20 protein-coding genes are annotated in these 16,972 nt (G+C 69.0%); 9 read left to right on the forward strand and 11 right to left on the reverse strand.

The window, feature by feature from the left end; all coding sequences use genetic code 11:
- Window positions 1-22: 22 nt before the first annotated feature.
- Together DL990_RS33855 and DL990_RS33860 are read right to left on the reverse strand one after the other, a co-directional pair.
- Window positions 23-1,156, reverse strand: a complete 1,134-nt coding sequence (locus DL990_RS33855) for an NAD(P)/FAD-dependent oxidoreductase (RefSeq protein WP_125787824.1) — start codon at window positions 1,154-1,156, stop codon at window positions 23-25.
- Complete coding sequence (locus DL990_RS33860) at window positions 1,153-1,827, reverse strand: TetR/AcrR family transcriptional regulator (protein WP_125787823.1); 675 nt, start codon at window positions 1,825-1,827, stop codon at window positions 1,153-1,155. The genes DL990_RS33855 and DL990_RS33860 overlap by 4 nt, the downstream gene beginning before the upstream one ends.
- 232 nt (window positions 1,828-2,059) lie before the next feature.
- On the opposite strand from DL990_RS33860, the gene rox reads away from it, so the two are divergent.
- Entirely contained in the window at window positions 2,060-3,487 is a 1,428-nt protein-coding gene (gene rox, locus DL990_RS33865) for a rifampin monooxygenase (RefSeq protein ID WP_125787822.1), read from the forward strand.
- A gap of 26 nt (window positions 3,488-3,513) precedes the next feature.
- On the opposite strand, the gene DL990_RS33870 is transcribed toward rox, so the two are convergent.
- Window positions 3,514-3,960, reverse strand: coding sequence for an Lrp/AsnC family transcriptional regulator (locus DL990_RS33870; RefSeq protein WP_125787821.1), 447 nt, complete (start codon window positions 3,958-3,960; stop codon window positions 3,514-3,516).
- 92 nt (window positions 3,961-4,052) lie between these two features.
- On the opposite strand from DL990_RS33870, the gene DL990_RS33875 reads away from it, so the two are divergent.
- Together DL990_RS33875 and DL990_RS33880 are read left to right on the forward strand one after the other, a co-directional pair.
- A complete protein-coding gene (locus DL990_RS33875) occupies window positions 4,053-4,922 on the forward strand; it encodes an LLM class flavin-dependent oxidoreductase (protein WP_125801156.1) in 870 nt (289 codons plus the stop codon).
- Window positions 4,919-5,344 carry a nucleoside deaminase gene (locus DL990_RS33880; RefSeq protein WP_125787819.1) on the forward strand — a complete coding sequence of 142 codons (426 nt, stop codon included), beginning with the start codon at window positions 4,919-4,921 and terminating at the stop codon, window positions 5,342-5,344. The genes DL990_RS33875 and DL990_RS33880 overlap by 4 nt, the downstream gene beginning before the upstream one ends.
- Here DL990_RS33880 and DL990_RS33885 read toward each other — a convergent pair.
- The gene (locus tag DL990_RS33885) at window positions 5,335-5,538 is read right to left on the reverse strand and encodes a hypothetical protein (protein WP_125787818.1); all 204 of its coding nucleotides are present in this window, start codon (window positions 5,536-5,538) and stop codon (window positions 5,335-5,337) included. The two genes, DL990_RS33880 and DL990_RS33885, sit on opposite strands and share 10 nt — an antisense overlap.
- A 101-nt stretch (window positions 5,539-5,639) precedes the next feature.
- Between DL990_RS33885 and DL990_RS33890 the strand changes: the two genes are divergently transcribed.
- Complete coding sequence (locus DL990_RS33890) at window positions 5,640-6,767, forward strand: tyrosine-type recombinase/integrase (protein WP_158632685.1); 1,128 nt, start codon at window positions 5,640-5,642, stop codon at window positions 6,765-6,767.
- On the opposite strand, the gene DL990_RS33895 is transcribed toward DL990_RS33890, so the two are convergent.
- Window positions 6,758-6,946, reverse strand: coding sequence for a hypothetical protein (locus DL990_RS33895; protein ID WP_125787816.1), 189 nt, complete (start codon window positions 6,944-6,946; stop codon window positions 6,758-6,760). The two genes, DL990_RS33890 and DL990_RS33895, sit on opposite strands and share 10 nt — an antisense overlap.
- A 25-nt stretch (window positions 6,947-6,971) precedes the next feature.
- Here DL990_RS33895 and DL990_RS33900 point away from each other — a divergent pair, with 25 nt between their 5' ends.
- Entirely contained in the window at window positions 6,972-7,484 is a 513-nt protein-coding gene (locus DL990_RS33900; RefSeq protein ID WP_125801158.1) for a CGNR zinc finger domain-containing protein, read from the forward strand.
- A 5-nt stretch (window positions 7,485-7,489) separates the two neighbouring features.
- On the opposite strand, the gene DL990_RS33905 is transcribed toward DL990_RS33900, so the two are convergent.
- Entirely contained in the window at window positions 7,490-8,635 is a 1,146-nt protein-coding gene (locus DL990_RS33905; protein WP_233599070.1) for a hypothetical protein, read from the reverse strand.
- 226 nt (window positions 8,636-8,861) lie between these two features.
- Here DL990_RS33905 and DL990_RS33910 point away from each other — a divergent pair, with 226 nt between their 5' ends.
- Both DL990_RS33910 and DL990_RS33915 read left to right on the forward strand, forming a co-directional pair.
- Window positions 8,862-9,617: an SDR family oxidoreductase gene (locus tag DL990_RS33910; protein ID WP_125801159.1), complete on the forward strand. Its 756-nt coding sequence runs from the start codon at window positions 8,862-8,864 to the stop codon at window positions 9,615-9,617.
- A gap of 51 nt (window positions 9,618-9,668) precedes the next feature.
- Window positions 9,669-10,547 carry a LysR substrate-binding domain-containing protein gene (locus DL990_RS33915; protein ID WP_125787812.1) on the forward strand — a complete coding sequence of 293 codons (879 nt, stop codon included), beginning with the start codon at window positions 9,669-9,671 and terminating at the stop codon, window positions 10,545-10,547.
- Between the two features lie 122 nt (window positions 10,548-10,669).
- Here the strand turns inward: DL990_RS33915 and DL990_RS33920 are convergent, their stop codons facing one another.
- Complete coding sequence (locus DL990_RS33920; RefSeq protein ID WP_125787811.1) at window positions 10,670-11,149, reverse strand: MarR family winged helix-turn-helix transcriptional regulator; 480 nt, start codon at window positions 11,147-11,149, stop codon at window positions 10,670-10,672.
- Between the two features lie 112 nt (window positions 11,150-11,261).
- Here DL990_RS33920 and DL990_RS33925 point away from each other — a divergent pair, with 112 nt between their 5' ends.
- Window positions 11,262-12,341: an epoxide hydrolase family protein gene (locus tag DL990_RS33925; RefSeq protein WP_125801160.1), complete on the forward strand. Its 1,080-nt coding sequence runs from the start codon at window positions 11,262-11,264 to the stop codon at window positions 12,339-12,341.
- Window positions 12,342-12,417: 76 nt separating this feature from the next.
- On the opposite strand, the gene DL990_RS33930 is transcribed toward DL990_RS33925, so the two are convergent.
- The 4 genes from DL990_RS33930 to DL990_RS33945 all read right to left on the reverse strand — a co-directional run bounded on the left by DL990_RS33930 (window position 12,418) and on the right by DL990_RS33945 (window position 16,401).
- Window positions 12,418-13,611: a glycosyltransferase 87 family protein gene (locus DL990_RS33930; RefSeq protein WP_125801161.1), complete on the reverse strand. Its 1,194-nt coding sequence runs from the start codon at window positions 13,609-13,611 to the stop codon at window positions 12,418-12,420.
- A gap of 102 nt (window positions 13,612-13,713) precedes the next feature.
- A complete protein-coding gene (locus DL990_RS33935; protein WP_125801162.1) occupies window positions 13,714-14,376 on the reverse strand; it encodes a response regulator transcription factor in 663 nt (220 codons plus the stop codon).
- A complete protein-coding gene (locus DL990_RS33940) occupies window positions 14,373-15,614 on the reverse strand; it encodes a sensor histidine kinase (protein ID WP_125801163.1) in 1,242 nt (413 codons plus the stop codon). The genes DL990_RS33935 and DL990_RS33940 overlap by 4 nt, the downstream gene beginning before the upstream one ends.
- Before the next feature lie 52 nt (window positions 15,615-15,666).
- Window positions 15,667-16,401 (reverse strand): TetR family transcriptional regulator, encoded by a 735-nt coding sequence (locus tag DL990_RS33945; RefSeq protein ID WP_125787808.1) that lies wholly within the window; start codon window positions 16,399-16,401, stop codon window positions 15,667-15,669.
- Window positions 16,402-16,502: 101 nt separating this feature from the next.
- On the opposite strand from DL990_RS33945, the gene DL990_RS33950 reads away from it, so the two are divergent.
- Window positions 16,503-16,970 carry a glycogen operon protein GlgX gene (locus DL990_RS33950; protein ID WP_125787807.1) on the forward strand — a complete coding sequence of 156 codons (468 nt, stop codon included), beginning with the start codon at window positions 16,503-16,505 and terminating at the stop codon, window positions 16,968-16,970.
- The last annotated feature ends 2 nt before the right edge of the window (window positions 16,971-16,972 follow it).

Consider the following 16,972-nt stretch of genomic DNA (forward strand, 5'->3'; position numbering starts at 1 on the left):
CCGGCGCCGCGCGATGGTTGCCTCAACGGTAGGACGCGAACTGTTCCAGCAAAGGCTTCGGGGAGCCTTCGGCGAAGCACAGGGCAAGGCTTTCGGCGGATTCGGCCGCCGAGGCCTCGCTGCGCGGGAACAGCGCCGTCTCGTACGCACCGAGAGCGGCTTCGGCGTCGCCGGAGTGGGCTGCGAGGGCCAGGCCGAGTTCGGCGCCGTCGAGCATCGCGAGGTTGGCACCTTCACCGGCGAACGGCGACATCAGGTGGGCGGCATCCCCGAGAAGGGTGACGCCGGGGACGCGGTCCCATCGGTGGCCGACGGGAAGCGCGTGGATCGGCCGTGGGATCAGTTCGCCGTCCGCGTCGGTGATCAGCGCTCGCAGGCCGGCGTCCCAGCCGTCGAAGTGGTCCAGCACGGCGGCTTTCGCGGAGGTGGTGTCGCTGAAGTCGACAGTGGAGATCCAGTCCTCCTCGATCCTCACGGCGACGTAGACGTGCAGGCTGCCGGTGGTGTCGTGATGCGCCAGGAGTCCTCTGGCCTCGTCGAGTGCGAAGAACATGCCGCTTCCGACGAGCGCGGCGCTCGCGGGGTGGCGGTTCTCGGCGTCGTTCAGGTGCACTTCGACGAAGGAGATGCCCTCATAAGCAGGCTCGGCGGCCGAGACAAGAGGGCGGACCTTGGACCACGCGCCGTCGGCGCCGATCAGCAGATCCGTGGTGAACGTGGTGCCGTCGGCCAGAGTGACCTCGTGTCCGCCGCCGTCGTGCGCGCGTGCGCCGGTGACCTTGACACCCCAGCGCACGGTGCCTTCGGGCAAGGACCTGAGGAGCAGGTCGCGCAGGTCGCCGCGGGCGACTTCGGGGCGTCCGCCGTCACCGTCGTCGGCCTCCTCGCGGTGCACGACCGCGTGCCGGTCGAGGATGCGCAGGGCCTCGCCACCGGGATGCACGAGCGAGCGGAATTCGTCATGGAGTCCGGCGGCCCGAAGCGCCGCCTGTCCGGATTCGACGTGGATGTCGAGCATGCCGCCCTGTGCCCGTGCGGACGGCGACGCGTCCAGGTCGAAGACCGCGGACTCGATGCCGTTGACGTGCAGGACGCGGGCGAGGGTGAGGCCGCCGAGGCCGGCGCCGATGATCGCGATGGGGTGGTGTGTGGTCATGTCGGGTTCCTTTCGGTGGGCAGGCCGGTGTGCGTGATTCCGGTGATCAGCACCCGCAGTCCCCACGACATCCGCTGTTCTGGCCGTCCGGTGAGCAGGTCTGCCGCGTGTGCGGCGATCTGGGGATGCGTGGTCTCGTCGGCGTCCCTCACAGCGCGGGCCAGCGCGTCCCAGTCGTCCGGGGAGTCCTGCTCGGCGTGCTCGGCCGCGGTCGCCGTCGCGTGTTGGAGGAGGATGTCGATCCCCCACGCGCGCCGCTCGGGTGGCACGTCGCCCTCGGCGAGGAGGGCGAGCAGGTTCTCGACCAGGCCGAGGTAGTTCTCGCCGCTCGGGCGGGCCACCAGTGCGGAGAGGGCGAGGCCGGGGTACTCGAGCAGGGTGGAGGTGTAGCCGGTGAGCAGCTGTTCGAGCCGGTCGCGCCAGTCGCCTTCGGGCGGCGGCGGGGCGATCGTGCCGAGGAGTTCGTCCAGGATCGCCGCGTGCAGCTCGGCGGTGTTGCGGACGTAGACGTAGAGCGAGGCCGCGCCGGTGTCGAGTTCCTGCGCCAGGCGGCGCATCGTGACCTTTCGCAGGCCTTCCTCCCGCAGGATCGCGACCGCCGCGGCGACGATGCCGCCGCGGGTCAACGCGGGTTTGGCCGGTCGTTCCCGGCGGCTCTTCTCAGGTGCCATGCGACCACTATAGCGAACATGTTCGTAACGAACATGTTCGGCCTAGTGTCAGTGATGCGCGCTGCTTCCCACGGGGGGCGTCCGTCCACTACGGACTGAAATGACGAAAGCAGGGAGATCGACACTCCCTGCCACTTCTAACGTATAGCGCACCCGGGGGCTTGCGGCAAGACCCCTGTCGTGCCGCAGAATCTCCCGCCGGACAACACGAGCTCGACAATCGGGGGAACTCTTGATCGACGTGATCATCGCGGGCGGCGGACCGACCGGCATGATGCTGGGCGCCGAACTGCGACTGCACGGCGTCCATGTGGTCGTCGTGGAGAAGGACGCGGAGCAGACCAAGGTCGTCCGCTCCATGGGCCTGCACGCACGCAGCATCGAGGTGATGGACCAGCGGGGCCTGCTGGAGCGCTTCCTCGAACACGGCACGAAGTACCCGGTCGGCGGCTCCTTCGCGGGCATCCCGAAATCGGCGCCGCCGCTGGACAGCGCCCACGCCTACATCCTCGGCATTCCGCAGACCGTCACCGACCGCCTGCTGACCGAGCACGCCACCGAGGTGGGTGTCGACCTCCGGCGCGGTCGGGAACTGGTCGGCCTGAGCCAGGACGAGGACGGCGTGGACGTCGAACTCTCCGACGGGACGACACTGCGCTCGCGCTACCTCGTCGGCTGCGACGGCGGCCGCAGCACGGTCCGCAAACTGCTCGGGATCGACTTCCCCGGCGAGCCCGCCACCGCCGAGACGCTGCTGGGCGAGATGGAACTGACCGAGGACTGGGAAACGGTGCTCGCCGTGATGACCGAAGTCCGCAAGACCCAGTTGCGGTTCGGTCTCTCCCCCATCGGCGACGGGGTGTACCGGGTGGGAGTGCCCGCCGAAGGACTGGCCGAGGATCCCCGCATCCCGCCGACCTTCGACGAGGTCAAACGGCAGCTCAAAGCCGTCGCCGGCAGCGACTTCGGCGTGCACTCGCCGCGCTGGCTCTCCCGCTTCGGCGACGCCACGCGGCTGGCCGAGCGCTACCGGGCAGGGCGCGCGTTCCTCGCGGGCGACGCGGCGCACATCCACCCGCCGGTCGGCGGGCAGGGGCTCAACCTCGGTGTCCAGGACGCCTTCAACCTCGGCTGGAAACTGGCCGCCGCGGTCAACGGCTGGGCACCGGAAGACCTGCTGGACACCTATCACACGGAACGGCACCCGGTGGCCGCCGCGGTACTGGACAACACCCGCGCGCAGATGCAGCTGATGTCGCTCGACCCGGGGTCCCAGGCCGTCCGAAGGCTGCTGACGGAGCTGATGGATTTCGAGGACGTGAGCCTGTTCCTGACCGAGAAGATCACCGCGACCGCGATCCGCTACGACTTCGGCGAAGGGCACGAGCTGCTCGGCCGCCGGATGCGGGATCTGGACTTCAAGCAAGGACATCTCTACGGGCTGACCCGTAGCGGTCGTGGCCTGCTGCTCGACCAGACCGGCGCGCTCTCGGTGCGGGACTGGTCGGACCGGGTCGACCACGTCGTCGACGTCAGCGAAGAACTCGAGGTACCGGCGGTGCTGCTGCGGCCGGACGGGCACGTGGCGTGGGCGGGTGAAGACCAGGAAGAGCTGCTCACGGCTTTGCGCCGGTGGTTCGGAGAGACCGAAGGGCTTTAGCGACGTCCGCGGGGGCCCGTGCCCGGTCACGGGCCCTGCGGACCCCGATAACGCAACGTCTGGTTGTAGACGATGTTGGTGTTCGTACTCCCGAACAGCGCGAGCTCGTTGACGATCTCCTCCAGCCGTCCCATCGACGGGGCCGCGATCTTCAGCGAATAGCAGTCGTCACCGGTCGTGCGGAGGCATTCGAGGATCTCGGTCCGCTCCGCCAGGAGCTTGTGCAACGGCGCGTGCTTGCTGCCCGGATACTTCAGCCGCACCACCGCGAGCACCACATACCCGGCCTTCTCCAGGTCGACCTCGGCGCGGTAGCCGGTGATCACCCCGGCCGACTCCAGCCGTTTGACCCGCTCCGTCGTCGCCGACGCGCTCAAGTTGACCCGTTTCCCCAGCTCGGTGAGCGGAAGCCGCCCGTCGTTCTGGAGCTCCACCAGGATCGCCCAGTCGGTCGCGTCGAGAGTCTCGGCCATCGGGGCAGAATACCGGCAGATCCACGGTGGAAGTGCCGGTACGCAGGGAAAGATCTCTTCCCGGGTTATCGCCCCGCCGATAGCCTTGACCTGTGCGAATAGGTGTCAACGTCCCGAATTTCGGCCCGGGAACCGACCCCGGGATCCTCCGCGGCTGGGCCACCACGGTCGAAGGCCTCGGCTACGACCTGCTCATGGTGTCCGACCACGTCGCCATCACCCCCGACGTCGCCGAGCAGTATCCGGCGCCGTTCTACGAACCGTTCACGACGCTGTCCTGGCTCGCCGGCGTGACGAACGAAATCCGGCTGGGCACCACCGTGCTCATCGTCCCGTACCGGCATCCGCTGCTGATCGCCCGCATGGCCGCGAACCTGAACCAGCTCAGCGGCGGACGGCTCGTGCTCGGCGTCGCGTCCGGCTGGGCCCGTCAGGAGTTCGCAGCGCTCGACGTCCCGTTCGAGAAACGAGGACGGCTGACCGACGGCCATCTCGACGCCGTCCGGAAGGCCTGGGCCGACGACGCCGACTACCGCGCCGGTGACATCCCGATCTGGGTCGGCGGCAACAGCGACGCCGGGATCCGCCGCGCCGTCCAGGTCGGGGACGCCTGGCATCCGCTGCGGGCCACCCTCCCCTGGCTCACCGAAGCGCTCACCAGGGTCAAGACCATCGCCGACGCGCAGAACCGGCCCGTCCCCGCGTTCACCCCGCGGATCCTGCTGAACATCACCGGCCGTCCGGTCACCGGACCCGGCCGCCTCGCCGGGGAAGGCACGATCGAGCAGATCGTCGACGACCTCGACCGGCTACGCCACCTCGGTGCCGAGACGGTCGTACTCGACCCGTTCTCCGGTGACCCCGAGGAGACCCTCCGCCCGGAAGCCGCCTGGCAGGCGCTGGCGACCGTGGCCGCACACTGGGAACTGGGCCGCTACCGAACCGAACAGGACCGACGATGACCGAACAAGACGAGAAGTTCCTCCGCCGCGCCATCGAACTGGCCGCGAAATCCCGCACGGACGGCGACCCGCCCTTCGGCTCGCTCCTCGTCGGCCCCGACGGCACGGTGCTCGCCGAGGACCACAACACCTCGGTGTCGCAATCGGACATCAGCCTGCACCCGGAGCTGAAACTCGCCGTCTGGGCCGCGCGCGAACTCGACCCAGCCGTCGCCGCGGCGACCACGATGTACACCAGCTGCCAGCCGTGCGGGATGTGCCAGGGCGCCATCGAACGCTCCGGCCTCGGCCGGGTCGTGTTCGCCCTTTCCGGCGACCAGGTCACCGCGCTCAAACCGCCGTCCACCGCGCCGCCCGTCCGGCTCGAAGGCCCGGCGTTGTACGACGAAGCCCGCGTCCCCGTGGAGGGCTACTACACCTGAGCAGCGGCGAATCGGAATTCCGGCGGGGCCAGAATCGGCCCCATCACCGGATTCTCTTTCCGCAGCTCGATTTCCACGGCCGTCAATTCATCCCAGCATTCCAGGACCCGCGCCGTCGCCTGGTTCACGAAACGCGAACCGACGCACGCGGCCGCCCCGAAACCATAGGGTCGGTAATCCATGTAGTAGATCACCCAGCCCGACTCATTACTGCGAATGCCGCGCAGCAATACGGCCCTGTCAATAGCGGAACGAGACGGGTCGCGGACGGCCGGCTTCGGCTAGGATGATCACGATGTCCGCCGAACTCGTGCCCACCGCGCCGGAAGCACCGGCGGCCCGGCTGCCGGAGACCAGGGCCGAGAACCGGCGACAGATCCTCGCCGAAGCCGTCGCGCTGCTTCCCGCGCTCCCGCCCGCCGACCCGCTCGACCGGTACGCGATCCGGCACATCACCACGCTCTGGCTCGAGACCGACAAGACCGACCACACCCGCCGCGCCTACTACGCCGACCTCTCCGCCTGGCTCGGCTGGTGCGCCCGCACCGGGCTCGACCCGCTGACGGCCCGCCGCGCCGACGTCGACGCCTGGAAGAACACCCTCACCGTCACCGGCAGGGACGGCCTGCCCCGGCCCGCCGCCGACTCCACCGTCGCGCGCACCCTCGCCGGCATCTCCAGCTGGTACCGGTACCTGCAGTCCAACGACATCGCCGACCGCAACCCGGTCTCCGCGGTCAACCGGCCCAAAACCGGCAAGACCCCGCCGCTACCGGCCCTCGGCGGCGAGTCGACGGCGAAACTGCTGAACCACATGGAGAACCGGGCCCGCACCAACGACACCGAAGCGTCCTGGCGCGACGCCGCCGTCGTCGCGATCCTGTTCTACACCGGCCTGCGGGTCTCCGACCTGACCACCGCGACCGTGCGCGACCTCGACGCCGACGCCGGGCACACGATCCTGCGCTACACCGCCAAGGGCGGCCACCGCGACTTCGTCCCGCTCGTACCCGCCGCCCTGCACCCGCTGCACCGCTACCTCGACCTGCGCGCCGCCCGCGCCGGAGTCCGTCCCGACGAACTGACCGGACCGCTGCTCGCGACCATGCCCCACCGCTACGACGGCACCAAACCCGGCGGAAAACCGTTGGCGCAACGGGATGTCTGGTTTCTCCTGCGGGCACAGGCCCGCGCCGCCGGGCTCGCCGAAGCGAACACCATCTCCCCGCACACCGCGCGGCGCACCACCGGCACCCTGCTGCTGGCCAACGACGTCCCGGTGCAGAAGGTCCAGGACCTGCTGGGCCACGCGGACATCCGCACCACCCGCGACCGCTACGACGCGCACCGGCACAAGCTGGAGACCTCTCCCGTGCACGCGCTCGCGCAGCTGCTCGCCGACGCGCGCCACCGTCAGAACTGAGCCTGCCCCAGCTGGGACTTCGTCGCCCCGATCACGACACCGTCGACCCGCGTGAGCCAGCTCCCGCACAGACACCGGACGTACTCGAGCCTGCCCTGGGACACCCGCTGGGTGTTCCGCACGCTTCCCGGCAGTTCCGCCAGCGGCCACCCGCACCGCGGACACATGTTCGCTTCCATCCCCCGATCGTGCTGTAATGAGTCAATGCACTTCAACCCTTACGGCGGAGCGGCGGCGCAGATCGCCGCCGAACTGGTCAATCTCGGCGACGCCGCCGGACCAGCCACGCTGACCGCGATCTTCAAGGACCGCATGACCGTCCCCGCCGTCGAGGAACACGAATCGACCGAGATCATCGCCTGGACCCAGAGACTCCGGCACGTCTTCGAAGCCGACCCGGCCACACGCGTCGACCTGGTCAACGCGCTGCTCCACGACTCCGCGTCCAAGCCCTACATCTCCACCCACGACGGCAAAGCCCCCCACCTGCACTACGTCGACGCGCACGCCGGAACCGTCTCCCGGGTCCGGGCCTACACCGCGGGCGGGCTCGCGCACCTCGTCTGCGACGCCCCTGATCGCTTCGGCGTCTGCTCACGCGAAGGTTGCGAAACCGTCTACGTCGACATCTCCCGCAACGGCCGACGCCGCTTCTGCTCGACCCGCTGCGCCACCAGAGTCCACGTCGCCGACCACCGCACCCGGCAGGCGAGCTAGACAGGCTAGATCGCGTACCGCCACGCCGTCAGGGCATGCGCCGAGAACCACGCACCCAGGACCACCCACGCCGCCGCGGCCGCCACCGCAGTCACCGTCCGCCGCTTCGACAACCCGATCGCGATCGGGATCAGGACCGGGAAAGCAGGCAGGATGAACCGGATCTTCGCGTCCGGCAGCCCCCGCGTCCCGATCGCCAGCAACAGCACACCGGCGCCGTACAGCGTCAACGGCCACGGCACCCGGATCAACGCCGCCACCCCGGCCAACGCCACCGCACCCAGCAGCAACAACACCGTCAGCGTGCTGAACACCGACTCGTCCCCGGTCAACCGCGCCAGCACCGAATCCGCCGTCTCCGCCCCGAAATCGAACTCGGTGTTCCAACCCCGCAACTCGATGTCCTGCCAGCCGGTCCAACTGCCCGTCCGGTACGCGACGAACCCCAGGTACCCCGCCACCCCCAACGGCGCGACCACCGCACCCGCCAACGCCCACCAACGCTCCTCGGTGCGCCGGAAGACCGCGATCAACGCCGCCACGACGACCACCGCGACCAGCACCACCGCCGTCGACCGGGACAACCCGGCCCCGAAAGCACACAACCCCGCCAGCATCCAGCGCCGCTCCAGCACGCCCACCAACGCCCACACCGCGAACGCGCAGAACACCGCCTCCGTGTAGGCCATCGAGAACACGATCGCCATCGGCGCCCCGGCCCACAACGCCACCAGCAGCAACCCGGTCCGGTCACCCCGATCCGGCGACACCGCCCGCCCGATCCGGATCAGGCCGCACGCCAGCACGAGACCGGCGATCACCGACACCGTCAGCGCCGCGGTCACGACGTCGGGCCCGAGCCACATCACCGCGCCGACGAGCTTCGGATACAACGGGAAGAACGCCATCGGCGCGTCCGAGTACGGCTGCCTCGCCGCGTCCAGGGTTCCCGGCAGATCCGCGTACCCGTGCACCGCCAGCCGCAGATACCACTGACCGTCCCACGCGGTCAGCCGATCGGTCAGCGTCGAACCGCGCCGGGCGGCCAGCAGATCCAGCAACTGGACACTCGCCGTGCGGATCACCAGGTACAGCGCGATCGCCCTCGGGTAAGGCGACCAGGCCAGGCGGTCGAGGACTCTCTCGAACACACGCGCCGGACGCCCCTGCCGGGGCGCCGTCTCGCGAACGGCGGGTTGATCAAGGTCGTCGACTTCTCGAAGCACGATCAGAGTGTCCACAATGTGAGGTCATTTCGCCGTTCGATCTCGAAGATTCACAGCTCGGAGCAGGTGGGGAAGGCCACAAACCAGGCTTGTGGGCCCACCTCGATCCTGTGTTTCCCAGCCCCCGCCCACGGCTCCTACGGTCGGAACCATGAGCGAACAGAACATCGACGACAAGGTCGCGATCATCGCCGGCGGCGCGAAGAACCTCGGCGGACTCCTCTCCACCACCCTCGGCGAGGCCGGCGCCAAAGTCGTCGTCCACTACCACGGCGACACCTCCGCGGCCGACGCCGAGAAGACCGTCGAAGCCGTCCGCGGCACCGGCTCCGAAGCCATCGCCGTCCAAGGCGACCTGACCACGGTCGCCGACGTCCGCCGCCTCTTCGACACCGCGATCGACAACTTCGGCCGCGCCGACATCGCGGTCAACACCACCGGCATGGTCCTGCGCAAACCGATCCTCGAAACCACCGAGGACGAGTACGACCGCATGTTCGCGGTCAACGCGAAAGCCGCCTACTTCTTCATCCAGGAAGCCGGCCGACGCCTCTCCGACAACGGCAGGATCATCAGCCTCGGCACCTCACTGCTGGCGGCCTTCACCGACGGCTACTCCACCTATGCCGGCGGCAAAGCCCCGCTGGAGCACTTCACCAGGGCGGCCGCCAAGGAGTTCGCCGACCGCGGCATCTCGGTCAACGTCGTCGCCCCCGGCCCGATGGACACCCCGTTCTTCTACCCGCAGGAAACGCCCGAACGGGTCGAGTTCCACAAGTCGCAGGCCATGGGCGGACGCCTCACGAAGATCGAGGACATCGTGCCGATCATCCGGTTCCTGGCCACCGACGGCGGCTGGTTCACCGGCCAGACGATGTTCCCGAACGGCGGCTACACCACACGCTGACCCCTACGCTGACCGAGACGCCGCAGATCGGACACGAAGGGGAACCCCGAGGTGGGCCTGGACCTGTACAAGCTAAACCACCTCATCGCCGTCGCCGAAGAAGGCAGCTTCACCCGCGCGGCGACCCGGCTGCACCTGAGCCAGCAGGCGCTGTCGACCTCGGTGCGCACGCTCGAGCGGGAAGTCGGCGTCCCCCTGCTCGAGCGGAGCGCCACCGGCGTCACCGTCCTCCCCGCCGGACAGGCACTCATCGCCGACGCCCACCTCCTGCACGGCATCGCCGACTCCGCCGTCCAGCGCGCCCGGCGCATCGGCCGGACCGAACCGGAACGACTCCGCGTCGGCCACACCCCCGCCGTCACCGGCGACGAGGTCACCGCCCTGCTCCGGAAGCACCAGCCCGACCCCGAGCTGATCATCGACGTCAACCAGCGCTATCCCGACGAACTCGTCGCACAGCTGCTCGGCGGACAGCTCGATCTCGGCCTCGGCCGCGCACTGGCCCTCGCGCACGGCCTTGTCGGCACCACCCTGATCCGGCAGCCGCTCAACGTCGCCGTCGCGGCAGGCCACCGGTTCGCCGGACGCGACCACCTCCAGCTGAGCGACCTCGCCGACGAGGACATCACCGTCTGGGGACATCCCGGCCGCTCCGGGTACACCGATCTGCTCGTCAACCTCTGCCGTGACGCGGGATTCGAGCCACGCGTGCGCCGCAACCCCATCCAGGGAACACCACCGGTCACTGCCGTCCTCGACACCGACGGCGTCGCCCTCGTGACCGCGCCGCCAGGACCGGCGGCCGGCGGCGCCGTGTGCGTCCTGGGGCTGGAACCGGAGGTAAACGTCCCGCTTCAGGCACTTTGGCCCCAGTACAGCACTTCCGACGCTCGCCAGGCCTTTCTCGCGTCTGCCCAGGGTTTCTCGTGAGGCACACGGGTCTCGTGAGTGGCGCGATGTCGTGATGATGGAGGATTTGGGACACTGAACGTCCCAAATCCACCATCGTCGAGCTCTCAGGGCTGGTCCAGGACAGCTGGGCGAATCGCCACTCACGAGAGGTCGACCCGGGACTCGCCGGTCCGCCGATCGTGGTGATCCAGCAGCTTCGACAGCAGCTCGGTGAACTGCGCCCGCTCCCCGGGTGACAGCGGTTCCAGCAGTTCCTCCTGGCGCTCGGCCAGCTGCTTCTCCAGCCTCCGCAACCGCCGCTTGCCGGCGGTGGTCAGTGAGATGACGTTGCGCCGCCGATCGGCGGGATCCGGGGCGCGCTCAACCAGTTCGCGGTCGGCGAGTTCGTTGATCGTCGCGACCATCTCGCTGACGTGGATCCCACTGCGACGGCCAAGCGTCGCCTGACTGGCGGGACCGTACTCCTCCAGCGTCGCCAGCACGCGGTAGTGGTAGCCCCGGGCGTCGACGGCGGAGAACCCGTCGGTCACCAGGCGATGGGCGTGGGTCGCGGTCTGCGTGAGCAGCCAGCTTGGCAGACCGCGCCATCGGGCAGGCGGCTCTCCGGACGAGTTCTCCATGTGACAAGTCTAACCAATCGTTGGGAGCCCGAACGATTGCAGTATCGTTTGGAGACCAAACGTTGGGCGCCTAAACGTTTAAGCGGCGAATGACCATCCGGGAGCCAAGACCATGATCAAGCCCTTCCGTATCGACATCCCCCAGGCCGACCTCGACGATCTCCACGACCGCCTGTCCCGCACCCGCTGGCCCAACGAGATCACCGACGCCGACTGGGACTACGGCTTCCCGCTGGCCCGCCTCAAGGAACTGGCCGAGCACTGGCGCACCGGTTACGACTGGCGCGCGCACGAAGCCGAGCTCAACGAACTTCCACACTTCACCACCGAGATCGAAGGTCAGAACATCCACTTCATCCACGTCCGGTCCGCGAACCCGGACGCGCTCGCGCTGATCCTCACCCACGGCTGGCCCGGTTCGTTCCTGGAGTTCCTCGACGTGATCGAGCCGCTGTCACGCGACTTCCACCTGGTCATCCCGTCCATCCCCGGCTACGTATTCTCCGGCCCGACCCACGAACGCGGCTGGGACATCACCCGGATCGCGCGAGCTTGGGTCGAGCTGATGCGCAGGCTCGGATACGAGCGCTACGGCGCACAGGGCGGCGACTTCGGCTCGGGCATCTCGATCGCGCTCGGCACGGTGGCCCCCGAACAGGTCGTCGGTGTACACGTCAACTACCTGCCGACCCGGCCGGAAGCCGGTGTCGAACTGTCCGAAAAGGACGAAGCCCGACTGGACAAGGTCCGGCGACTGATGGCGAGCCGGCCGCCGTATCAGGCCCTGCAGGCCGCGACCCCGCAGACCATCGGCTACGCGCTGACCGATTCGCCGGTCGGCCAGCTGGCCTGGATCGCCGAGCGCTTCGCACAGTGGACGGATCCCCGCTCGCCGGTCAGCGACGACCGGATGCTCACCGACATCTCGCTGTACTGGCTGACCGCGACCGCGGCGTCCTCCGCGCGACTGCACCACGAGGCCGTGCGCGGCACCGAGCCGTGCCCGGTCCCGCTCGGCGTGGCAGTGCTCCCGCACGACATCACACAGTCCGTACGACCTCTCGCCGAGCGGCTGTACAACGTCAGACATTGGTCGGAGTTCCATCGCGGCGGGCACTTCGCCGCGATGGAGGTACCGGATCTCCTGGCTGAGGACATTCGGGCCTTCTTCCTCGACCTGCAGGCGTCGTAGCTGGGTTTTTTCTGTCGAATGGATAGGCTTTTGAAGCTAACCCCCGCCGTATAGGGCGTTATACATTCGAGGAACGTCAGTGATCGGTCGAGAGCTCCACCGCTTCAGTCGATTTCCGGCCTTCCAGGACGCGCCTACATAGCGTTATACGTCGGGGGAGGCGGATGAGTCCCGCGATGAGAAGGCAGATCAGGTAGGCGTTGCCGATCAAGGCCTCCACGAGGTTCCAGTCGCGCTCCGCTCCCCCGCCGCCCGGGACCACGGAGACCGTCCACCCGGTGAACAGAACGGCGACCATCAGCGCAGCCCCGCGACGTCCCCGGGCGGCGAGGAAGCCGATCGCGGGCACCACCCACACCCAGTGGTGAGTCCAGGAGATCGGGCTGATCAGCAGGGAACATCCTGCTGTGACCAGCAGCGCGGCTCGGTCGTCACCCGCTCGATGGAGGCGGTGCACGAGCCACATCGACACCGCCGCGAACGCGACGCTGGACAACACGATCAGCACCGTGGCCGTCCGTCCTTCCTGGACGGTCCGCGCGACGAATCCCTGCCACGACTGGTTTCCCACCCAGCCCTTCATCTCGGCGAAATGGTCGTTGAAGATCGCCGAGGCCCAGAAGCGAACGGAATCGGCAGGCAGGACGGCCATCGCGAACGTCGTCGCGCCGAGAAAGGCCGCCAGCGCGCGTGCCGCGTCGGCGGTACGCCGCACCACCAGGAGATGGACGATGAAGATCAGGGGGATCAGTTTGACGGCCGCGACGATCCCGATCGCGATCCCGTGCCAACGCGAATGACGCAGGAGGAGCAGGTCCGTCACCACGGCGGCCATCAGCACGAGGTTGACCTGGCCGAGGCCGATGGTCTGCCACACCGGCTGGAGCGCGAAGGCGCCGAGCAGCAGAAGCGGCAGGTGGGCCCGGTCGGCGAACGGCCGGAGCGCGAAGTAGAGCGACGGCGCGGCCGCCAGCGCCAGCAGGCCCCAGCACAGCTGGGTGGGCAACGCGGTCAGCGACGTGAACAGGAGTGCGGCGAACGGCGGATAGGTGAACGGCAACTCCGGCGCCCATTCGGGGAGCGCCCGCAGTGGTGAATAGAGACTTTCCCCTTCCACCACGGCGAACCCGCCTGCCCGGTACACCGCCGAATCGACACCGAGCGGCAGCTCCGAGATCCACCAGCCGAGCGCCACCAAGGCGCATACGGTCATCGCTCCGCCGACGACGATCAGCGCCGGGTCGACGCGTCGCCCTCTTGACCACTCCATGGGGAAACGATCTCCGGAACCACGCCGGGAAACATCGCCCCGGGGAACCGTCTTGGCGCCGCTACCCCGGTACGCGCTTTCGTGCCTACCCCTACCCCGGTATCAGGGCGTGGCTCCCGGAACGACGAGCCCAGCCTCGTACGCGACCATGACCGCTTGCGCGCGATCACGCACCCCGAGTTTGGCGAAAACCCTGCTGACATGGGACTTCGCCGTCTGTTCCGCGATCACCAGCGCTTCGGCGATCTCCGTGTTGGAGAGGCCGCGGGCGATCAGCCGGAGCACTTCCGTCTCGCGTGCGGTCAGCTCGGCCACGAGGGCGTGACCCGAGTGCGCCGAGGCGTGGGTGCGGGTGAACTCGCCGATCAGGCGCCTGGTGATCGTCGGCGCGAACAACGCGTTGCCGGCGGACACCACCCTGACCGCGGTGACCAGGTCGTCCAGCGGGGAGTCCTTCAGCAGGAAGCCGCTGGCGCCCGCCCGCAGCCCGCCGAACACGTATTCGTCGATGTCGAAGGTGGTGAGGATCAGCACGCGGACCTCTTGCCGCCCCGCCACGATCCGACGGGTCGCCTCGATCCCGTCGAGTTCGGGCATACGCACGTCCATCAGCACGACGTCCGGTTCGAGTTCGGCGCATAGCGCGACGGCGGTGATCCCGTCCTCGGCCTCCCCCACCACCCGTAGGTCGGGCTGCGCGTCGAGCACCGCGCGAAAACTCTGCCTGACCATGGTCTGGTCGTCGGCGATGACCACCGAGATCACGGTTGCGGATGCCCCTCACGATCGAGCGGAACGGTCAGCGCGACGAGGAAACCGCCGTCCGGCCGCTCCCCCGCCTCAAGATCAGCCGCGAGCATAGCCGCCCGCTCCCGCATGCCGACCAAACCGTGTCCGCTGCCGGTCTGTTCCGTCCTTCTCGGACCGTCGCCGGGCCCGTTCTCGATGAGCAGCCGGACGGTACCCGGTCCGGCCGTGAGTTCGACCGAGATCGGCGCCCCGGGAGCGTGCTGGATCGCGTTGCTGAGGGCTTCCTGCACGATCCGGAACACCGACAACGCGACGCCGACCGGGACGGCGTCGAGATCACCCCGCAGGTGGAGTTCGCACGCGGTGCCGGCGGCCTTCACCCCTTCCACGAGTTCGACCACCTTGCCCAGCCCCGGTTGCGGCGAAGTCGGCAGAGCGTGGTCCTCGGACCGGAGCACGCCGAGCAGCCTGCGCAGCTCGGTCAGCCCTTCACGGGCGGTTCCGGCGAGGTCGGCGAACTCCTGCCAGATCTCGGCTTCGCGGTCGGCTTTGGCCGGATCGGCGAACCGGAACCGCGCCGAGTCCGCGCGCACCGCGAGTACGGACATGTGGTGCGCGACCACGTCATGCAGTTCCCGCGCGATACCGGCCCGTTCCTCCAGCAGGGCCGCCCGGGCCTCCTCGGCGAGCCTGCGTTCCTGTTGTGCCACGCGTTCCTCTTCGGCGAGCCTGCGCTGCCGGACCGTGTTGCCGAGGAAGAACGCGATCCCGCCCAACAGGACGAGCAGCGCCGCGTCACGCCAATCACCCAGGAAGGGCGTCGCGGCACCGAACGAGATCAGTCCCGCCCAGGTCAATTCCGCCTGATCGTTGCTCTCCCCCACCAGGTAGAAGACGAGCGCCGCCGTGAGCGCGAAACCCGGCGCCCACGGCCAGCCCCAGGTGGCGGCGATGCCGGGCAAGGTCAGCGGGGTGCTCACGACGCCGACGATCAGCGTGCGCCATCCCCACAGCGGCGAACGCACCGCGAGCAGGCAGGGCAGCACGGTGATGAGCACGTTGAACGTCTTCGCGGGCGGCGACACCGAGACGGTCGAGAACGTGACGAAACCCGCCCAGAGTCCGCATCCGGCGATCGCCAGCGCACGCAGCCAGCGCAACCCCGCCGAGCGCTTCGGCGGGGCGTCGGTTCCAGCGAATGCCGTGTAGCGGAGGGCATCCCACCACGCCCGCAGGCGCTGTCGGGTGATCATCAGACGTCACCCTACCTTCGGATCGCCTCATGGCACTGAGTGCCAGAACCGGTTACGGCTCGTTCAAGGCAGCGTTCACCTTGGCGATGACGGTGTGCAGCGGTGCTGCCGTGGACAGCACGGCCACCACCGTCTTTTCGGCGCCGGCGCCCGCGACGGGTTCGGCTCTGAACGCGTCGATGACCAGCGCGAAGGCCTCCGCCGCGCTGGCAGCAATGTCGTCCTGCCCGCCACTGCGCAACCAGCGCCGGAGCACGTGGTTGTTGGCGGCCGCGATCGCCGCCGCGGCCACTGCCGCCCGCAGGCTCGCCGTCTCGTCGCCCTGCTCCGTGTACCGCGCCCGCAGGTAGCGGGCGAGCACCCGCTGGTAGCGGTCGACGGTCGCGACCTCCTTGTCCCGCAACGAGGGGACCGTCCGCGTCAGGGTGAACCGCTTGAGCGAGACGTCGAGTTCCGCGGCGTAGGAGTCGAGGACAAGGCCGACCGCGGCGCAGGCCACCTCCACCGGGTCGCGGCCGGGGTCCGCGGCGGCGAACGTCTCCTCCATTTCGGCCACAATCTCGTCGTGGTTCGCGAAGAGCACGTCGTCCTTGGCGTCGAAGTACCGGAAGAACGTCCGGCGGCCCACCCCGGCGGCGGCCGCGATCTCGTCCACCGTGGTGGCCTCGTAGCCCTTGGCCACGAACAGGTCGACGGCCGCGGCGGCGAGCGCGCGACGCAGCCGGCGACGGCCCGCGGGCGTCGCCCCTGCCCTGGTCACCGGCGCTCGGCGCGGCGAATCGGTCATAGCGGGACGGTAGCAGCCATTTGCTAGTGGCACTGAGTGCCGTTAGGCTGACGGTGATCCCGGGGCCATCGTGTCCCTCCGCCGTCCGGAAGGCGCCGACGATGTCGCTGGACCACCAAGTGCTTCCGATCGAGTCCCGCTCGTCGGTGGAGTCGATCCGCCCCCGGGGCGACGCCTTTTACAGCCGTCTCTTCGGCTGGTCGCTGAAATGGCGTGGCACGCAGCCGTTCCTGGTGCTGGAAAACGGGATCTGCGCGGTGACCCTGCCCAAGATCAACGGCGCCCAGGTCCTCACCCGGCTCGCCGAGACCGGCTGCGGGGGCCCCGCCATGGCGGTGCTGACCCAGCAGGGCCCGCGTGTGGCCATCCTCGCCGAGTCCGACGGGCTTATCCCGCCTCGGATCTCCTTGCCACCGCACGTCGAGGTGCTCGCGTGGGGTGCACTGCTCCCCTTGCCCGCCGACTCCGGCCGCGCCGAAGCCCACGCGGAATGGCTCTCGGCACCGGATCCCCGGCAGCGCTGGCTTCCGAGCCTGGACGCCGTCCTCGCGGGCGTCCGGCCGAGGTAGCG

It is taken from the genome of Amycolatopsis sp. WAC 01416 (assembly GCF_003947485.1).
Taxonomy (GTDB): domain Bacteria; phylum Actinomycetota; class Actinomycetes; order Mycobacteriales; family Pseudonocardiaceae; genus Amycolatopsis.